Below are 16,467 nucleotides of genomic sequence, written 5' to 3'. Positions count from 1 at the left end.
CGCCCTATTATAACTGCATGACTTCGCGCGTAACCCAAGAGCGAGATTGTCATGCCTGAATTGAAGACGGGCCAGAAGGCACCCTCATTCGAGCTGCTTCGTGACGGCGGCGGCACCCTGAAACTCTCAGATTTTGGCGGAAAAGCGGTCGTCCTCTATTTCTATCCGCAGGACGACACCGAAACCTGCACCGCGGAAGCGATCGAGTTCTCGAAAGCGCGGTCCGATTTCGAGAGGGCCGGCGCCGTCATCGTCGGCGTCTCGCCCGACAGTGTGCGAAAGCACGACAGGTTCAAGACAAAGCACAAGCTCACCGTCGATCTCGGCGCCGACGAGGAGCGCAAGGCCATCGAGCCCTATGGCGTCTGGGCCGAGAAGACGATGTTCGGACGCAAATATATGGGTGTGGTGCGCAGCACCTTCCTCATCGCGCCTGACGGCACCATCGCGCGCATCTGGCGCAATGTCAGGCTGCGCGGCCATGTGGAAGAGGTTCTGGCCGCCGTCAAAGCGCTCTGACGCCGGCGCAAGCCGGCGGCGACGCCGCCAGGCTGGAATATCGCCGCCCGGATCGTATGGAACCACTTCCTTGAAGGCTTCACTGGGAGCGCGGTCGTCATCCCCTTCCGAAAGCCCGATCAACAAGGCGCCAGGGGCGCCGATTTTTGCAGTGAGCCCGGGGGCGGCGCTAGACTCTGGCCCCCGGAACCTCGCTCATCGCTGGTTGATCGGTCCTGCGCGTGCCATAGTCGTCGTCCTCCACTTACGCCGCATCCGCCCGGAGCCGGGCCAGTTCCGCATTGAAGAGATGCGTGTTGATGCGCTTCATGAAAGCGTAAATCGCGTCGAGCGGCTGCAGGACGGTTTCGGGATGCTTCTCCACCCAGCGCTCCCCCGATTCCCGCGAAGCGAAGAAGAAGTTGAAATGGCAGGCGGTTGCCATGATCCGTGCCGCCGACGTGGCATCCCACGCTTCCGGGCGGCGTATGGACACCGCGACGTCCTTCGGCTTCACGGCCTCGATGCGGTCGGGCGACACCGTGAGGCGGACCAACTCGCCCGTTTCGGGATCCCGCGTCTCGACCGCGACGGTTCCGCGGAGAAGTTCCGGGTAAAGCAACGTATCCGGCGCGCACCACGCCCACAATCTGCGTCCATTGATCGTTAGCTGGTGATGCGTAGGCCTCACCGAGAGCCCGTAGAAGCCCTGGATTCGGCCGTCGTCGCCTTTGTGGATGAACGGGCTCAGTGCCGAGTCTGTCACGAGCGCCTCTGCCATCTCGAAAGGCGTGCCGAGCGCCTGCGCGAGCTGAGCGATGGCCACGGGCTCGCCCCCGGCCAACTCCTGAAGAAGCACGAGGCCGACCCGCTGTCCCTCGCGGGAAAACGACGGGAAGTGGCTGCATGCCGCCTCCCACAGATCGTCCGCAGTTATGATCTCGTTCCGTGTCATGAGGTTCTGTTCTGGACGCACGCCGGCAAGCGAGCCGTCCGGGCAATCCACCGGCCTCGGGATGACCGTCGGCCTGGTGACCGGCGGTCCGGCGAGCTTGCAATCGCGGTGCATCGCCTCGCGTGGCTGGGATCTAACCCCAGTGGTGGCGACCCGTCTTGAAGCGGATTAACACCTACATCCTCGGCCACCGTGGAGGCTCGAAGAAGCGCGAGCGGAACACGCCCGGCGACATGCCGACCAGGCGCCGAAACGTGTTGGTGAAATGGCTCTGGTCGGCAAAGCCGGCATCGAGAGCGATCTCGGAGAGCGGGTCCAGCGAAGCCGCGAGACGATGGCAGCCGAACTCAACGCGTCGCTGGCGGACGTAGTGGCCGATCGTGCATCCGAAGCGTCGCCGAACTCGCGGGCAAGGTGTACGTGGCGGACACCGGCTGCGCGCGCCAGGCTCTCCAGCGTGTGGTGCCGATGGAACTCGTCGTGGATCTGCTCCTGCACGCGTTCCAGCCACGGCGGTGGTGCGCCCCGCGCTTCGAGACCAGGACGCTCGAAGAGTTCAGAGAGGAGTGCGACAAGCGTATGCGCAACCGAGGCAGGCGACAGATCGTCTGCCAGTTCCATCTCCCGGCGCAGTTGAAAGGCGAGCCAGTGTGGCGGCGCCCGACGTGCCGTGTTCAAGAGCTCGACATCAAGGGTGGTGTCGCACGCGTTCCGGAGCAGCGCCGGGTCGATAGCCGCCGTCAGGCAGTGGCTGCCTTCGTGCGAGATGTGAGCGGCATATGCCTGGCCGGCCGGAAGGAAGATGAGTGATGCCGGACCGGAGTTGAGCCGCCTTCGCCCCCAGCCCACCTGGTAGCTCCCGTCGAGCGTGAGGCACAGCCCCAGCCATTGGAGCGGTTCGACCGGAACGGTGGTGGCCGCACGATAAGCGGCCTCGCGAACCGCAAATCCCGGTCCGTCGAGGGCGTTCAGCGACCGCGCACAGCCGTGGCCGTTCAGGTCGCCGGACCAACGGTCTAGCCGGCGCAGCATGAAAGCCTCGCCATGTCCTTCTCGAAGGCCAGGGCGGCGAGTTTGAGGCCCTCGACAGTGGTCAGATACGGAAAGATCATATTGGCGAGATCGTCGACAGCGAGGCCCTGCCGGATCGCCAGTGCGGCCGTCTGGATGCTGTCCGCCCCCTCTGGCGCAAGCACATGCGCGCCGAGCAGCCGGCCGCTGCCGGCGTCGGCGACGAGCTTGATAAGCCCGCGGGTGTCGCGGGCGGCGAGCCCGCGCGGCACCTGGTCGAGACCGATCGTCGAGACACGGACGGCATGCCCAGCCGCGCGCGCTGCGGCCTCAGTCAACCCGACGCTCGCCACCTGCGGATCGGTGAAGACGATGGCCGGCATGGCGCTGTTGTCGTAGCGGAGGCTGTCGCCGTTGAGGGCGTTCTTTGCCGCAAGCTTGGCGCCATAGGCGGCCATATAGACGAACTGGTCCCGGCCAGTGACGTCGCCGGCAGCATAGATGCCGGACTTGGACGTGCGCATGTGGTCGTCGACGATGATACCGCCCTGCGGCGAGAGAGCGATCCCGTGCTCGGCGAGGCCAAGGCCTTCGATGTTGGGCGAGCGGCCGGTGGCGATCAGCACCTGATCGGCGTCGATCGTCGTCTCCCGGCCGTCCCGTGCGACCGCGAGGGAAACGCCGTTCTCGGTCTTGCGGATCGCGCGGTACGCGATGCCCGAGACGACATTAATGCCCTCGTCGGCGAAGTACCTCGCCAGCGCGGCGCCGATATCGGGCTCGGCCTGCGGCAGCAGGCTGGAGCGACAGCCGAGCGTCACCTTGACTCCGGCGCGAGCGAACAGCTGGGCGAGTTCAGCCCCGACATAGCCGCCGCCGATGACGATCAGCGATCGAGAAAGCTCCCCGAGGTCGAGCGCCGACGTGCTGGTGAGATACGGCACCGTCTCGATGCCGGGGATGGCGGGAACCGCCGGCCGGGCACCGGTCGCGATGATGATCTTACCGGCGGGAATGCGCGTGCCGTTCACCACGACACCGCCATCGACCAGCCGGGCCGGCCCTTCGCGGTAGGCGATGCCGTCATGGGCCGGCAGCAGGTCCACATACTTGGCCTGACGCAGCTCGGAAATGAGCGCGTCCTTCTGCCGAACGGTTCCCCGCCAGTCGTTCAGGTCGGCCTCGGCCGTGATACCGGCGAAACGTGCCGCGGCCCGAGCATTGTGCAGCGTCTCGGCGGCGCGGATCAGCGTCTTCGAGGGCACGCAGCCGATATTGACGCAGGTACCGCCGATGGTGCCGCTGCCGATCAGCGCCACCTGGGCGCCCTGATCTGCGGCCGTGATCGCGGCGGAGAAGCCGGCGGAGCCGGCGCCGATCACCACAAGGTCGTAGGAGCCATGGTTTCGGCCATTCGGCAGCGTCGCGGGTTCGGAAGCCGTTACGTTGTCGTGAGAAAAAGAGGATGCACAACAATCGTTCATGGCTTCAGGCTCTCCTCGTGAATCTCTTACTCGCAGCAGGCGGCTTGGCTGTGGCGCCGGTAAAGGCCCCAGGCGATGAGCCCGAGGCTCACGGCCGTCGGAAGCGCCATCCAATCAGCACGGGCAAGCCAGGTGCTCGGACCGACAAGCGGTGGAAGCACGACAAGGACCAGCTTCGCGCAGCAGATCTCAGCGACCGAGCCGCTGGCAATGCCGGTGCGGATCAGGTCACGGTCATTCATGTCAGCTGCCTTGCTGCTGCGTCGGGCGTGCCGGATAGCCGGAATTCATGCTGGCTGCGGCGATGGCATCAGGGGTCGTCTTGGCATCGTCGAAGGTCACGGTCGCGGTCTTCGCCTCGAACGAGACGGCCACCTTCGTCACTCCGGGGACCGCCGCCATTGAGGTCTTCACGATGTAGGGGCAGGAGGCGCAGGTCATGTTGTCGACGGCGAAGATGACGGTGCGCTCGGCAGCGAAGGCGGACGGCGCGGCCGCTACCGACGCGATCAAGGCAAGAGCATGCAAACTCTTTTTCATAGGGGGCTCCCTGGTCTCAGGCACCGAGCAGACGCGGTGCGACATAGTCGAAGGCAAAGGCGGCCGCGACGAGGGCCGCCGCAAACCACAGCGCGACTTGCACGAGGCGATTGCGGGCCGGGCGCACGCAGGCGCCATCGGCGCAGGCCCGCCGCGGCTTCCAGTAGACGAGATACAAACCGTAGCCGAGAATGCCCGCCGTTCCGGCGACGAAGAAGGGCTTGTAGGGTGCGAGCGCCGTCAGATTGGCGATCCAGGCGCCGCCGATGCCGATGCTGAACAGGACGAGCGGGATAACGCAGCAGGACGAGGCCGCGATCGCACCGACAATGCCGCCGACGGCAACCAGGCGCTGCCGTGTGACCTCGTCCCGCCCCGTCGCGGGCGCGTCGGTGGTTGTCATAGTCGCCATTCCGGGTCTCGATGTATCCATGTCCGATCTCGCTTTCCTTGCCGAAATCCTGTCCGTGCCGTACCATGCGGTCTGTAGCAACTACAGGGTCAAGAGGGATTTCGCGAATGGATGATCACGCCGTGGTGAAGGGCCTGCGCCGGGCCGAGCTCGCCCGGCGGACGGGCTGCAATCTGGAGACCGTGCGCTATTACGAGAAGATTGGCCTACTGCCGGAGCCGCCGCGCACGGCGGCCGGTTATCGGAGCTACGACACGGGGCACGAGCGACGCTTGCGCTTCGTGCTGCGGGCGCGCGACCTCGGCTTCTCCATCGACGAAGTCCGCGAGTTGCTGCGTCTCGTCGATGAGCGCGATCAGCCTTGCGCGGAAGCGCGCACCCTGGCCGCCGACCACCTCGCGGACGTTTGCGCGAAGATTGCCGATCTCAAGCGCATGGAGAGGGTGCTCGAGGAAATGGTCGCGCAATGCGACGACGGCGCGCGACCGGAGTGTCCACTCATCGAGGCGCTGTTCCAGGAGCAGTCGGCAATCTCGCGCGAAAGGCCGCGTCGGCCCGGCCTTCATGGATGAACTGGCAAATTGCATGCGGCCGAGCACGCGCGCCACTTGCAACCTTGGCGTGTGATCGCTCCGGCGCGGTCGCGGGCTCCCTGCCCGCGACCGGCATGAACCACTGGGGGTTCCTACCGCTTGCGCTTGAGCGCCTCGGCGAAAGCCGCACCGAAGGCACCTTGCTGCTGCTCTCTCCCGCGGCCCCCGTCGGAGCGCTGCGGTGGCCGGCCAGGCGACATGCGCGGCTGCGACCTGTCGCCTCTCTGTTCCGGCCTGCCCGCCCCGCCGTCATCGTGCTTGCGCATCGTGAGGCCGATGCGCTTGCGCTTGATGTCGACCTCGACGACGCGCACCTTCACGACGTCGCCGGCCTTCACCACCTCATGCGCATGCCTGACGAACCTGTCAGCGAGTTGCGAGACATGGACGAGCCCGTCCTGGTGCACGCCGATGTCGACGAAGGCGCCGAAGGCCGCGACATTGGTGACCGTGCCCTCCAGGACCATGCCCGGTTTCAGATCCTTGATGTCGTCGACCCCCTCGGCGAAGGTCGCGGTCTTGAATTCCGGCCGCGGGTCGCGCCCGGGCTTGTCCAACTCGGCGATTATGTCGCGCACGGTCGGCAGTCCGAAGCGATCGTCGACGAAAAGGCGCGGATCGAGCCCCTTGAGCGCGGCACTGTCTCCCATCAGCGAGCGGACGTCGCGGCCGCAGGCGGCGACGATCTTCTTGGCGACGCCGTAGGCCTCCGGGTGCACCGCTGAAGCATCGAGCGGCTCGCTGCCGTTCGGGATGCGCAGGAATCCGGCGCATTGCTCGAAGGTGCGCTGGCCGAGCCGGCTCACCTTCAGCAGTTCCTGGCGGCTGGCGAAGGGTCCGGTCGCATCGCGATGCGCCACGATCGCCTCGGCGAGCGATGAGCCGAGGCCCGAGACGCGAGCGAGCAGCGCGGCCGAAGCCGTGTTGAGATCGACGCCCACCGCGTTCACGGCGTCCTCGACGACGCCCTCCAGCGAACGGCCGAGGCGATACTGGTCGACATCGTGCTGGTACTGGCCTACTCCGATCGACTTCGGTTCGATCTTCACCAGCTCGGCGAGCGGGTCCTGGAGCCGGCGCGCGATGGATACGGCGCCGCGCAGTGACACGTCGAGATTCGGGAATTCGGCCGCCGCCGTCTCCGAGGCGGAATAGACGGACGCACCGGCCTCACTGACAATCACCTTCAACGGCTTCGGCGACGGCATTTGCGACAGCATGTCGGCGACCAGCCGCTCCGTCTCGCGACTGCCGGTGCCGTTCCCGATCGCGATCAGTTCGATCCTGTGCTTGACGATCAGGGTCGCTAGCTCGGCCTGGGTGCCGCGAACGTCGTTTCGCGGCGGAAATGGATAGACCGTGGTAGTGTCGAGCAGCTTGCCCGTCTGGTCGACGACAGCGACTTTCACGCCGGTGCGGATTCCGGGATCGAGACCCATCGTGGCGCGGGAGCCGGCGGGTGCCGCCAGCAGCAGGTCCTTCAGGTTGCGCGCGAAAACCCGGATCGCCTCGTCCTCGGCGCGTTCGCGCAATTCGCGCATGAGATCGAGGGACAGTGACAGCGTGAGCTTCACCCGCCAGGTCCAGCCGACCACCTCGGCCAGCCATTCGTCGCCGGCGCCCTGCTTGCCGATCGCATAGGTCTCGCGGATCATCCGCTCCACCGGCTTGACCGCCGAGGCGTCGTCGGCGTCGACCTCGATGTCGAGCGTCAGCACGTCCTCGTTGCGGCCGCGCAGCATCGCCAGCGCGCGGTGGCTCGGCACCGTTGCCCAGCGCTCGACATGGTCGAAATAGTCGGAGAACTTGGCGCCCGCCTCCTGCTTGCCGTCGATCACCCTGGCGCGCAGAAAGGCCTTGTCCTTCATGTAGTTGCGAAGGCGACCGAGCAACTCGGCGTTCTCGGCGAAGGATTCGGCAATGATATCGCGCGCGCCGTCGAGCGCTGTCTTCACATCCGGCACGTCGTCGGTGAGATAGCCGGCGGCCAGTTCGGCCGGCACCGCGCTGCGGTCTGCGAGGATTGCTTCGGCCAGCGGCCCGAGGCCGCGCTCGCGGGCGATCTCGGCGCGCGTGCGGCGCTTCGGCTTGTAAGGCAGATAGATGTCCTCGAGCTCCGACTTGGTCGCCACCGCGGCGATTTTCTCGGCAAGCTCGTCGGTCAGCTTGCCCTGGCCGCGGATCGATTCGAGGATCGTGTCCCGCCGGGCGTCGAGCTCGCGCATATAGATCAGCCGCTCGGCGAGCAGTCGCAACTGGCTGTCGTCGAGCCCGCCGGTCACCTCCTTGCGGTAGCGCGCGATGAAGGGCACGGTCGCGCCTTCATCGAGGAGGCCGATCGCCGCGGCGGCCTGGTCGGGCTTCGCGCCGATCTCGCCGGCAATCAGCGCGGCGATGCGTTTGATATCTGCTGCCATGTCGGTCCCACGTTCCACAATCGGGCGGCGACCATAGGTTCAATCGCGCAAAAATGCCATTTGTGGGGAGGTGCGCCGGAATCTCCCTCCACAGGAAAGCGCTCCTCGTCCGTCCTCGAGCGCAAGACGATGTTTCCAGACCGGAACCATGGCCAACCTTCGGCGTTTGGCTTGGGCATAGGGTCTGGAGCCCGAAGCTGTTTCAGGGACGATTCCCTTGCCTGAACAATGAGATAGCGCGGCCGCGTCGTCAGTCGATGCGCCCGCGGGACGATATCTTGACCGAGGAGAAACCCATGTTTCGTTCGATCCTGCTCTGGATGCTCGGCATCCCGATTCCAATCATCATTCTGCTCTGGCTGTTCCTCGACTGACGACCTGAAAATCGAAGCCCGTCCGGAAGGGCGGGCTTCCCCGCCTCACGGGATCGCTTCGCGGCTGCGTTTGGCCTCTGGCCGAAAAGCCTTTGTTAACCCTAACAATGTGTAATCGACGCGCTGTCACCGCAACGATTGAGAAGCGTCGAGTCCCGTGAAAGCCCCAGGTCAGTCAGCCGTCTTCGGCAAGCGCAAGGAGCCGCACACCGTCATCATCGCGCATGGCGACGTGATCAGGCACTTCACCGTCAGGCCCTGGGTCGCCGCCCTTGCCGGTTCCGTGCTTTCCGCTGCCGCCATCGGCTATCTGCTGGCGACATCCTATCTGGTGCTGCGAGACGATCTGATCGGCGCGGCCGCGGCGCGCCAGGCGCGCATGCAGCAGGCCTACGAGGACAGGATCTCCTCGCTTCGTGCCCAGGTCGACCGCATCACCAGCCGCCAGTTGCTCGACCAGCAGGTGATGGAGAACAAGGTATCGGAGCTGCTGGAGCGTCAGACGCAGCTCAGCCAGCGGCACGGCCGCATCGGCCCGATCCTGGAACGCGCCAGGTCCATGGGCAAGGATGCGTCCCCTCCGGTGCCTTCCGACAAGCCCGATCTTAGAGCCACGCTCGATGCGCCCGACGCCCTCGCCTATGCCGCCGCTGCAACGACCGCGCCGTCGCCTTTCGCGCTGTGGTCGCCGCGCACCGGATCGGCAAACGACAGTTCCGCCGCCGACCATGCCGACCGGCTGTTCGTGGCCATAAACCAGTCGCTGCGCGCCATCGAAAGCGAGCAGCTCGCCCGCATCACCTCGCTCGCGCAAGATGCTTCACAGACCGCCGATACCATCGCCGAAGCGCTCGAAAGCGCGGGCCTGCCGGTCGATTCCGAATATGGCAAGCAGGGCGTGGGCGGTCCGCTGATCGCGGCCGGCAGCGCGACCATGTTCGACACCAGGGTGAAGGAGCTGGACGAGGCGCTCGACCATCTCGACGCGATGAAGAAGGAAGCCCGGCGCTTCCCGCTCGCCAACCCGGCACCCGGCCAGGGCGTGTCGAGCGGCTTCGGCGTGCGCCGCGATCCGATCATCGGCATGCCGGCCATGCATTCGGGGCTGGATTTCCGCGCCCCTGCTGGAGCGCCGGCGCGGGCGGCCGCGCCCGGCACGGTAGTCAAGGCGGGTTGGAACGGCGGATATGGCCGCATGGTCGAGATCGACCACGGCAACGGTTTCTCGACGCGCTACGCGCATCTGTCCAAGGTGCGCGTCAAGGTCGGTCAGGCGATGGCCACCGGCGACATCGTCGGTGATGTCGGCTCGAGCGGTCGCTCGACCGGTCCGCATCTCCATTACGAGATCCGCAAGGATGGCGACGCGCTCGATCCGGTCCGCTTCCTGAAGACCGGCCGAAAGCTCGGCCGGTACCTCTGATACTCGACCGGCTTCCGACCATACCGATCGTCGATGAAATCGACCGTTGGAGTGCGCGACCGCGTGGTCCGCGCCAGTCAGAGCGCCGCACGTCCACTTGGACGCGAGAAGGATGCTCTGCCACTATTAGGTGCCGCATCGTGCTTTCCGAAAATCGAATACGATTTTCGGGCCGATCCGGTGGCGTGAAAGCCAAGCGGTCTGGAGGGCAGCGCCGGCGACTGAGGCCGGGTGGATGCCGCAGCATCCACCCCACTGGATGTATCAACATCCAGTTCGTTGATATCAGTCGATGTCGGCGATCGGCTGTCCGGCGCCGCCCTCGATGCGCTGCGACAGCGACGCTTCCATGAAGGAATCGAGATCACCGTCGAGCACGTCCTGCGGGCTGGTGCTTTCCACGCCGGTGCGCAGGTCCTTCACGAGCTGATAGGGCTGCAGCACATAGGAACGGATCTGGTGGCCCCAGCCGATGTCGGTCTTGGAGGCCGCCTCGGCATTGGCCTTCTCCTCGCGTTTCTGCAGTTCCAGCTCGTAGAGGCGCGCACGCAGCATCGACCAAGCCGTGGCCCGGTTCTTGTGCTGTGAGCGTTCCTGTTGGCAGGCCACCACGATGCCGGTTGCAAGATGCGTGATGCGCACCGCCGAATCGGTCGTGTTGACGTGCTGGCCGCCGGCGCCCGACGCCCGATAGGTATCTATCCGGACATCCGCTTCGGAGACAGCGATATCGATCGTGTCGTCGATGACCGGATAGACCCAGACGCTGGCGAAGGATGTATGCCGCCGCGCATTGCTGTCGTAGGGCGAAATGCGGACGAGGCGATGCACGCCCGATTCCGTCTTCAGCCAGCCATAGGCGTTGTGACCCTTGACGAGCAGCGTGGCCGACTTGATGCCTGCCTCTTCGCCGTCATGGATCTCCAGCAGTTCGACCTTGAAGCCGCGCCGCTCGGCCCAGCGCGTATACATGCGCATCAGCATCGAGGCCCAGTCCTGGCTCTCCGTGCCGCCGGCGCCGGCATGCACTTCGAGATAGGTGTCGTTGGCGTCGGCCTCGCCCGACAGCAGCGTCTCGATCTGGCGCGCCTTGATCTCGCCGGACAGGGAACGGATCGCCGCTTCCGCCTCGGCGACGACGCCGGAATCGCCCTCTTCCTCGCCGAGCTCGATCAGGCCGATATTGTCTTCGAGCGCCTGGCCGAGCCCGCCAATCGCCTTGATGCCGTCATCGAGCTGCTGACGCTCGCGCATCAGCTTCTGCGCTTCCTGGGGATCGTTCCAGAGGCTGGGGTCCTCGGCGCGATTGTTCAGATAGTCCAGTCTCTTGATTGCCTGGTCCCAGTCAAAGATGCCTCCTCAGCAAGCTTATGGCCTGCTTGATCTCGTCGACCAGGATTTGGGTTTCCGTACGCATAGCGTGCCCGTTCTTGGTTTTGTCCCTGCGTCGTGCAACCCGAATCGCCGACACCCCGGATCGGGGCTTCAGCAAAGTCGGGCAGGACGCGACGCCGGGGCCGTTGAAGTGGCGCGGACCATAGGGATGGGTCCGCCGCCTGTAAAGCGAAATGGGCGGACGGCGTTCATCCGCCCATCGCGATACGGTTTCATCGTCGGCACGCTCCGGCCACGGCAATAGTCTGGTCAGACGGCGGATGCCTGCTCCAGGGCGGCAATGTCGATCTTCTTCATCTGGAGCATGGCCTGCATGACCCGGCTGGCTTTCTCGCGATCCGGATTGCCGAGCAACCGCGGCAAGGCCGTCGGCACGATCTGCCAGGACAGCCCGAACTTGTCCTTGAGCCACCCGCATTGCTGGATCTGCCCGCCTTCTGAAAGGCGGTCCCAGAAGTAGTCGACCTCCTCTTGGTCGTCGCAACTGACATTGAACGACACGGCTTCATTGAACTTGTGGAACGCACCGCCGTTCAGCGCCGTGAATTCCAGGCCTTCGAGTTCGAACGACGCCGTCAGCACGCTGCCGGCCGGCCCGGGGCCGCCCTCGCCGTAACGGCTGACATTGCCGACTTTCGCGTTCCTGAAGATCGATGTGTAGAACTTCATCGCCTCCTCGGCCTGACCGTCGAACCACAAGAACGGAGTAATTTTCTGCATGTCACCTCTCCCGATGGTGGATGTCTTGCTGCGCGCGGCGCGCGGACCTCAATTCACCGAGGCGCCGACAGCCTATTCGATAACCAATGAGTTCTAAAACCAAATGGTTATGCAATAAGGACAAGCAGCCGTCAAGCGCGGGCATGCACGGCGAGCGCCTGGCGCACGCAAAAACAGCGCCGGCAGAGCGGCGCTGTTCTCGATTGTCACATCGAAAGTTCGAGACGCCTGCTAATAGAGCCCGCCGCCGGAATTGTCGCGGATAGCCTTGGCGGCCTGCGGCGAAAGCGCCTCGCCGGAACCGTTCGAGCCGTCCTCGCCCATGCCGATGACCCAGTAGCTGTCCGCGGGACCGGTGCCCGGCTTGAAGGCTTCCATGATCGTGCCTTGAGCACCTTCGGCAGCCTGCATGCCGGTCTTGCGGTTGATCGCGATCATCTTCATGCCGTCTGGCACCTTGAAGTCCACGATAGGCGTGTCCTTGAGCGCCTCGCCCATGAATTCCTTGAAGATCGGCGCAGCGAGGCCGCCGCCCGTCGAGCCCTTGCCGAGCCCTTGCGGCTTGTCGTAGCCCATATAGAGGCCGACGACGAGGTTCGGCGTGTAGCCGATGAACCAGGCGTCCTTCTCATCGTTGGTCGTTCCGGTCTTGCCGGCCATCGGGCGCCCGAGCTCCGACACCGTCACCGCCGTGCCTCGGGTGACCACGCCTTCCATCATCGAGGTGATCTGATATGCGGTCATCGGATCGAGCACCTGCTCGGCATTGTCGATCAGCTCCGGCTCGGGCTGGTTCTCCCAGCTCGTCGCCACGCAGCCTTCACAGCCGCGCTCGTCATGCTTGAACACTGTCTTGCCATAGCGGTCCTGGATGCGGTCTATGAGCGACGGCTTGATCTGCCGGCCGCCATTGGCCATCACCGCATAGGCCGAAACCATGCGCATGACCGTCGTCTCGCCCGATCCCAGCGACATGGCGATGACAGGGCTCAACTTGTCATAGACGCCGAAGCGCTCCGCATATTCGGCCACGAGCTTCATGCCCATGTCGTTTGCCAGCCGCACCGTCATCAGGTTGCGCGAGCGCTCGATTCCCATGCGCAGCGTCGACGGGCCGGCGGCCTTTCCGTCATAGTTCTTCGGCGACCAGACAGTCGTGCCGACCGTGATCGTGATCGGACCATCCATGATCACCGAGGCAGGCGTGTAGCCATTGTCGAGCGCGGCCGCGTAGACGATCGGCTTGAACGAGGAGCCCGGCTGGCGATAGGCCTGTGTCGCGCGGTTGAATTCCGATTCCGCGAAGGAGAAGCCGCCGACCATGGCCAGAACGCGGCCCGTATGCGGGTCCATCGCCACCATGCCGCCCGACACCTCCGGCGGCTGCCGCAGTTCGTAAGCCGAGCCGGAATCGCCCTTCTTCTCGACGAAGACGACGTCGCCGGGCTTCAGCACTTCGGCCGGCGACTTGGCCTTCACGCGCTTGCCGTCGACGAGGTGGCGCATGGCCCAGCTCATGTCGGCCTCGGCGATGGTGCCGGTCTCGCGCGCCGGTTCGAGCGCGCCCGACACCTCACGCTTGGGCTGCAGGCCGACCGTGACACCTTCGCCGGAACTCTCCAGCACCACGGCCAGACGCCATTCCGGCACGTCGTCCAGGCCCTTGACCTTGCCCAGGGCCTCGCCCCAGTCGCCCGATATGTCGATCTTCTCTTTCGGGCCCCGATAGCCGCGCAGCCTGTCGAACTTGATCAGGCCGTTCTGCAGCGACTTGCGCGCCATGAGCTGCAGCTTCGGGTCGAGCGTGGTGCGCACCGAAAGCCCGCCTTCGTAGAGCGCGTTCTCGCCATAGCGGGCGATGATCTCGCGGCGAACCTCCTCGGTGAAATATTCGCCGGCGAACAGGTACGTGCCCTTGCGGCGCGGCGATACGCCGAGCGGCTCGGCTTTGGCCTTGTCGCCTTCGGCGCGCTCGACATAGCCATTCTCGACCATCTGGTCGATGACCCAGTTGCGGCGCTCGATGGCGCGCTCCGTGTGGCGGAACGGGTGATAGTTCGACGGCGCCTTGGGCAGCGCGGCGAGATAGGCGACCTCGGCGACGGTCAGTTCGTTGACCGACTTGTCGAAATAGGTGAGCGCGGCACCGGCGATGCCGTAGGCGCCCATGCCGAAATTGATCTCGTTGAGATAAAGCTCGAGGATGCGGTCCTTCGAATAGGCCTGCTCGATGCGGAAGGCCAGGATCATCTCGCGGATCTTGCGGTCGACCGTCTGGTCCGACGAGAGCAGGAAGTTCTTGGCGACCTGCTGGGTGATGGTCGAGGCGCCGACCGGCCGGCGACCCGATCCGAGATTCTGGAAATTGGTGACGACGGCACGGGCAAGCCCGGTCACGTCGATGCCGGGATGGTTGTAGAAATTCTTGTCCTCGGCGGAAAGGAACGCGGCCTTGACGCGGTCCGGCACCGCCTGGATCGGCAGATAGAGCCGCCTCTCGCGCGCGAATTCGCCCATAAGCGCACCGTCCGAGGCGTGGACGCGCGTGGTCACCGGCGGCTCGTACTTGGCCAGCACCTCGTAGTCCGGCAAATCCTTGGTCAAGCCGCCGACATAGATGCCTACGCCAGCCGCGGCGACCAGCGCCAGCATCACGCCGATGCCGAAGAAATATCCGATGAGACGTATCATGCCCGCTCCACCTTCCAGAGCCCGTCCAAAGTCGCGACAGACTCCCGGACCACGACGGCCTGGAAGAATCCGTTCGCAGCCGATCTGCGCCGTAACCGCCCCGGTCCGTGGTGGTCAACTCTTGTCGCGCCGTTGTGGGCAAAATGCGGCAGCTTCAAGAAACCCCATCGGTTGACGTCGATTATATGACGGACTGTGACGCCGCTGCAACGTTTTGCCACTCGCGGCGGTTGTCGCCGCGGCGGTCAGCCGCCCGCACCCATCTTGGCTTCGGCAAAGAGCGAGACCGCCGACATGATGCCGTCGATGGCTTTGCCGCGCCACGCGGCGTCGCGAAGCTGCTTTTCGTCCTGCGGGTTGGAGAGATAGCCGAGCTCGACCAGCACGGAGGGCACGTCGGGCGCCTTCAGCACCCGGAAGCCGGCCGAACGGTGCGGATTGTTGATCATCTCGATGTTGTCGGACAGTTCACCGACCAGCGAGCGCGCGAAACGGATGGAGAAATTGTGGGTCTCGCGCCGGATGAGATCGACCAATATGTCGGAGACCTCGTGATCCTGCTCCTCGATGGAGATCCCGGCGAGTTGGTCGGAAAGGTTCTCGCGATCCGCCAGGGCCTGCGCCTCGGCGTCCGAGGCCTTGTCGGAAACGGTGTAGACCGTGGCGCCGCGGATTCCCTTCAGGCGAATCGTATCGGCATGGATCGAGATCAGCAGGTCGGCCTCGTGCTGCCGGGCGATGCGCACGCGCTCGTCGAGCCGAAGGAAGTCATCCTTCTCCCGCGTCATGTAGACGTCATAGCGGCCCGTTGCCGCGAGCTTGGCCCTCAACTCGAGCGCGAAGGCCAGCGTGATGGTCTTCTCGACCGTTCCGTTCGGCCCCTCCGCGCCGCCGTCGATGCCGCCGTGGCCGGGGTCGACGACAACCGTGAAGCGTTTGCCCTGCCTCGCCTCGGCGGTGCCCAGCCGGTCGCCCTTCGGCGCGGAATGAGTCGAGCCGGTGGTCTCCACCTGCGCGGCGAGCGCCTCCTCGAAACGCCTCTCCGAACTTGCCACGATGTCGGCGACGAGGCGGTAGCCCGGCTCGTTCTCATTGCGGACGACATCGAGCTTTTCGACCTCGAACGGTCCCTTGCTGGTCAGAATGAGCCGCGACCTGCCCTCGCCGATCAGGCCGTAACGCACACCCTTGATCAGGCCGCGCGCCTTCAGTTCGCGCGGCTCGATCGCGAAATTCGTCTCGGGCAGGTCGATGACCAGGCGATGCGGTCCGCGAAGGAGGAACCAGTTCGGCTCCGGCTCGCGATCGAAGCGGACCACCAGGCGCATGCGCGCCGCATCCCCCGCCATCTTGTATTCGGTCGCCCTCAACGGCTCGGCGGTCGCGACGGTCGACGCCGATGCGACGAGCCATGCGGCCAGGGCGAGCGAAAGAAACGCGCGCAGCGACCGGGCGATCGCCATGCCGCACCCTCTCGCCGCCCATCTATCCATGAAGCCTTACCGTCCCCGCTGGAATCCGTACCATACCCGTTCGCCCGTCCCGGCACGAAGCATCCCCGACTGGTAGACGCTTATGGTTAATCAAGCCTTTCGACACGACGTGCCGTTGCGGAACTCCCCTAGCCGGCATCGAAATCCGGGGTTGCCATGACCCGCTCCAAATCATAAAAGCGACACCGGATCATCGCAATGCTCGGGACCGGGTTCTTCCGGCCGCTTCGGCAGCTCAGGCCCGGGAAAATCGGTTCCGACCGCTCGCGGCGGAGCAAAGGCGGATCCGTCGAGTTTCTTCAGGGCCGATGCCGAGGCGGACGCCCTGAGCAGGAAAAACGGTCGGGACGGCACGTCCCGCGCCGGCTCTGGCAAGAGCATAATAGCTGGTCCGGTTTCCGGGCCTGGTTCAAATGGTTCCGCAAGGCGGCAGGATGGCGTTAGACGCAACTGTGGACAAG

The 16,467-nt window shown here is 65.2% G+C and carries 14 protein-coding genes; 3 read left to right on the top strand and 11 right to left on the bottom strand.

Annotated elements, in window-relative coordinates:
• Positions 1-51: 51 nt before the first annotated feature.
• A complete protein-coding gene (locus JN302_RS22530) occupies positions 52-519 on the top strand; it encodes a peroxiredoxin (protein ID WP_202305240.1) in 468 nt (155 codons plus the stop codon).
• Between the two features lie 244 nt (positions 520-763).
• Here JN302_RS22530 and merB read toward each other — a convergent pair whose 3' ends face one another.
• The 6 genes from merB to JN302_RS22500 are packed head-to-tail and all read right to left on the bottom strand — an operon-like array spanning position 764 to position 4,900.
• A complete protein-coding gene (gene merB / locus JN302_RS22525) occupies positions 764-1,567 on the bottom strand; it encodes an organomercurial lyase (RefSeq protein WP_202329242.1) in 804 nt (267 codons plus the stop codon).
• Positions 1,568-1,621: 54 nt separating this feature from the next.
• Positions 1,622-2,485 carry an AraC-like ligand-binding domain-containing protein gene (locus tag JN302_RS40000; RefSeq protein ID WP_446720673.1) on the bottom strand — a complete coding sequence of 288 codons (864 nt, stop codon included), beginning with the start codon at positions 2,483-2,485 and terminating at the stop codon, positions 1,622-1,624.
• Complete coding sequence (merA, locus tag JN302_RS22515) at positions 2,470-3,948, bottom strand: mercury(II) reductase (RefSeq protein WP_202329240.1); 1,479 nt, start codon at positions 3,946-3,948, stop codon at positions 2,470-2,472. Before merA ends, JN302_RS40000 begins: the two co-directional genes overlap by 16 nt.
• A gap of 26 nt (positions 3,949-3,974) precedes the next feature.
• Positions 3,975-4,190, bottom strand: a complete 216-nt coding sequence (locus JN302_RS22510) for a mercury transport protein (RefSeq protein WP_202329239.1) — start codon at positions 4,188-4,190, stop codon at positions 3,975-3,977.
• 1 nt (position 4,191) lies between these two features.
• Positions 4,192-4,488: a heavy-metal-associated domain-containing protein gene (locus JN302_RS22505; protein WP_202329238.1), complete on the bottom strand. Its 297-nt coding sequence runs from the start codon at positions 4,486-4,488 to the stop codon at positions 4,192-4,194.
• 16 nt (positions 4,489-4,504) lie between these two features.
• Positions 4,505-4,900, bottom strand: a complete 396-nt coding sequence (locus tag JN302_RS22500) for a mercuric transporter MerT family protein (protein ID WP_244741894.1) — start codon at positions 4,898-4,900, stop codon at positions 4,505-4,507.
• 107 nt (positions 4,901-5,007) lie between these two features.
• On the opposite strand from JN302_RS22500, the gene JN302_RS22495 reads away from it, so the two are divergent.
• On the top strand, positions 5,008-5,472 hold the full coding sequence (locus tag JN302_RS22495; RefSeq protein WP_202329237.1) for a MerR family transcriptional regulator: 465 nt from the start codon (positions 5,008-5,010) through the stop codon (positions 5,470-5,472).
• A 113-nt stretch (positions 5,473-5,585) separates the two neighbouring features.
• Here JN302_RS22495 and JN302_RS22490 read toward each other — a convergent pair whose 3' ends face one another.
• A complete protein-coding gene (locus tag JN302_RS22490; protein ID WP_202329236.1) occupies positions 5,586-7,910 on the bottom strand; it encodes a Tex family protein in 2,325 nt (774 codons plus the stop codon).
• A gap of 531 nt (positions 7,911-8,441) precedes the next feature.
• Between JN302_RS22490 and JN302_RS22485 the strand changes: the two genes are divergently transcribed.
• Positions 8,442-9,707 carry a M23 family metallopeptidase gene (locus JN302_RS22485; RefSeq protein ID WP_244845828.1) on the top strand — a complete coding sequence of 422 codons (1,266 nt, stop codon included), beginning with the start codon at positions 8,442-8,444 and terminating at the stop codon, positions 9,705-9,707.
• 285 nt (positions 9,708-9,992) lie between these two features.
• Here JN302_RS22485 and prfB read toward each other — a convergent pair.
• The 4 genes from prfB to JN302_RS22465 form a co-directional block, all read right to left on the bottom strand.
• A protein-coding gene (prfB, locus tag JN302_RS22480) for a peptide chain release factor 2 (RefSeq protein ID WP_202305229.1) occupies positions 9,993-11,124 on the bottom strand; the annotation gives its coding sequence in 2 pieces (ribosomal slippage) (positions 9,993-11,057 and positions 11,059-11,124; 1,131 coding nt in all).
• Positions 11,125-11,351: 227 nt separating this feature from the next.
• Positions 11,352-11,822 (bottom strand): VOC family protein, encoded by a 471-nt coding sequence (locus tag JN302_RS22475; RefSeq protein ID WP_202305227.1) that lies wholly within the window; start codon positions 11,820-11,822, stop codon positions 11,352-11,354.
• A gap of 231 nt (positions 11,823-12,053) precedes the next feature.
• Positions 12,054-14,513, bottom strand: a complete 2,460-nt coding sequence (locus tag JN302_RS22470) for a penicillin-binding protein 1A (RefSeq protein WP_202305225.1) — start codon at positions 14,511-14,513, stop codon at positions 12,054-12,056.
• A gap of 245 nt (positions 14,514-14,758) precedes the next feature.
• Complete coding sequence (locus JN302_RS22465; RefSeq protein ID WP_244845826.1) at positions 14,759-15,976, bottom strand: N-acetylmuramoyl-L-alanine amidase; 1,218 nt, start codon at positions 15,974-15,976, stop codon at positions 14,759-14,761.
• Positions 15,977-16,467 lie beyond the last annotated feature (491 nt).

This window comes from Mesorhizobium sp. L-8-3, from assembly GCF_016756615.1.
GTDB lineage: Bacteria > Pseudomonadota > Alphaproteobacteria > Rhizobiales > Rhizobiaceae.
Note: the sequence above shows the minus strand (reverse complement) of the source record. Positions and strands in the feature narration are given on the sequence as shown.

Bases quoted from the DNA above. Each gene is read 5' to 3' on its own strand.
- JN302_RS22495 (WP_202329237.1), top strand. From the start codon at position 5,008: ATGGATGATCACGCCGTGGTGAAGGGCCTGCGCCGGGCCGAGCTCGCC.
- JN302_RS22465 (WP_244845826.1), bottom strand. From the start codon at position 15,976: ATGGCGATCGCCCGGTCGCTGCGCGCGTTTCTTTCGCTCGCCCTGGCC.
- JN302_RS22475 (WP_202305227.1), bottom strand. From the start codon at position 11,822: ATGCAGAAAATTACTCCGTTCTTGTGGTTCGACGGTCAGGCCGAGGAG.
- JN302_RS22470 (WP_202305225.1), bottom strand. From the start codon at position 14,513: ATGATACGTCTCATCGGATATTTCTTCGGCATCGGCGTGATGCTGGCG.
- JN302_RS22510 (WP_202329239.1), bottom strand. From the start codon at position 4,190: ATGAATGACCGTGACCTGATCCGCACCGGCATTGCCAGCGGCTCGGTC.
- JN302_RS22500 (WP_244741894.1), bottom strand. From the start codon at position 4,900: ATGGCGACTATGACAACCACCGACGCGCCCGCGACGGGGCGGGACGAG.
- JN302_RS40000 (WP_446720673.1), bottom strand. From the start codon at position 2,485: ATGCTGCGCCGGCTAGACCGTTGGTCCGGCGACCTGAACGGCCACGGC.
- merB (WP_202329242.1), bottom strand. From the start codon at position 1,567: ATGCACCGCGATTGCAAGCTCGCCGGACCGCCGGTCACCAGGCCGACG.
- merA (WP_202329240.1), bottom strand. From the start codon at position 3,948: ATGAACGATTGTTGTGCATCCTCTTTTTCTCACGACAACGTAACGGCT.
- JN302_RS22530 (WP_202305240.1), top strand. From the start codon at position 52: ATGCCTGAATTGAAGACGGGCCAGAAGGCACCCTCATTCGAGCTGCTT.
- JN302_RS22490 (WP_202329236.1), bottom strand. From the start codon at position 7,910: ATGGCAGCAGATATCAAACGCATCGCCGCGCTGATTGCCGGCGAGATC.
- JN302_RS22505 (WP_202329238.1), bottom strand. From the start codon at position 4,488: ATGAAAAAGAGTTTGCATGCTCTTGCCTTGATCGCGTCGGTAGCGGCC.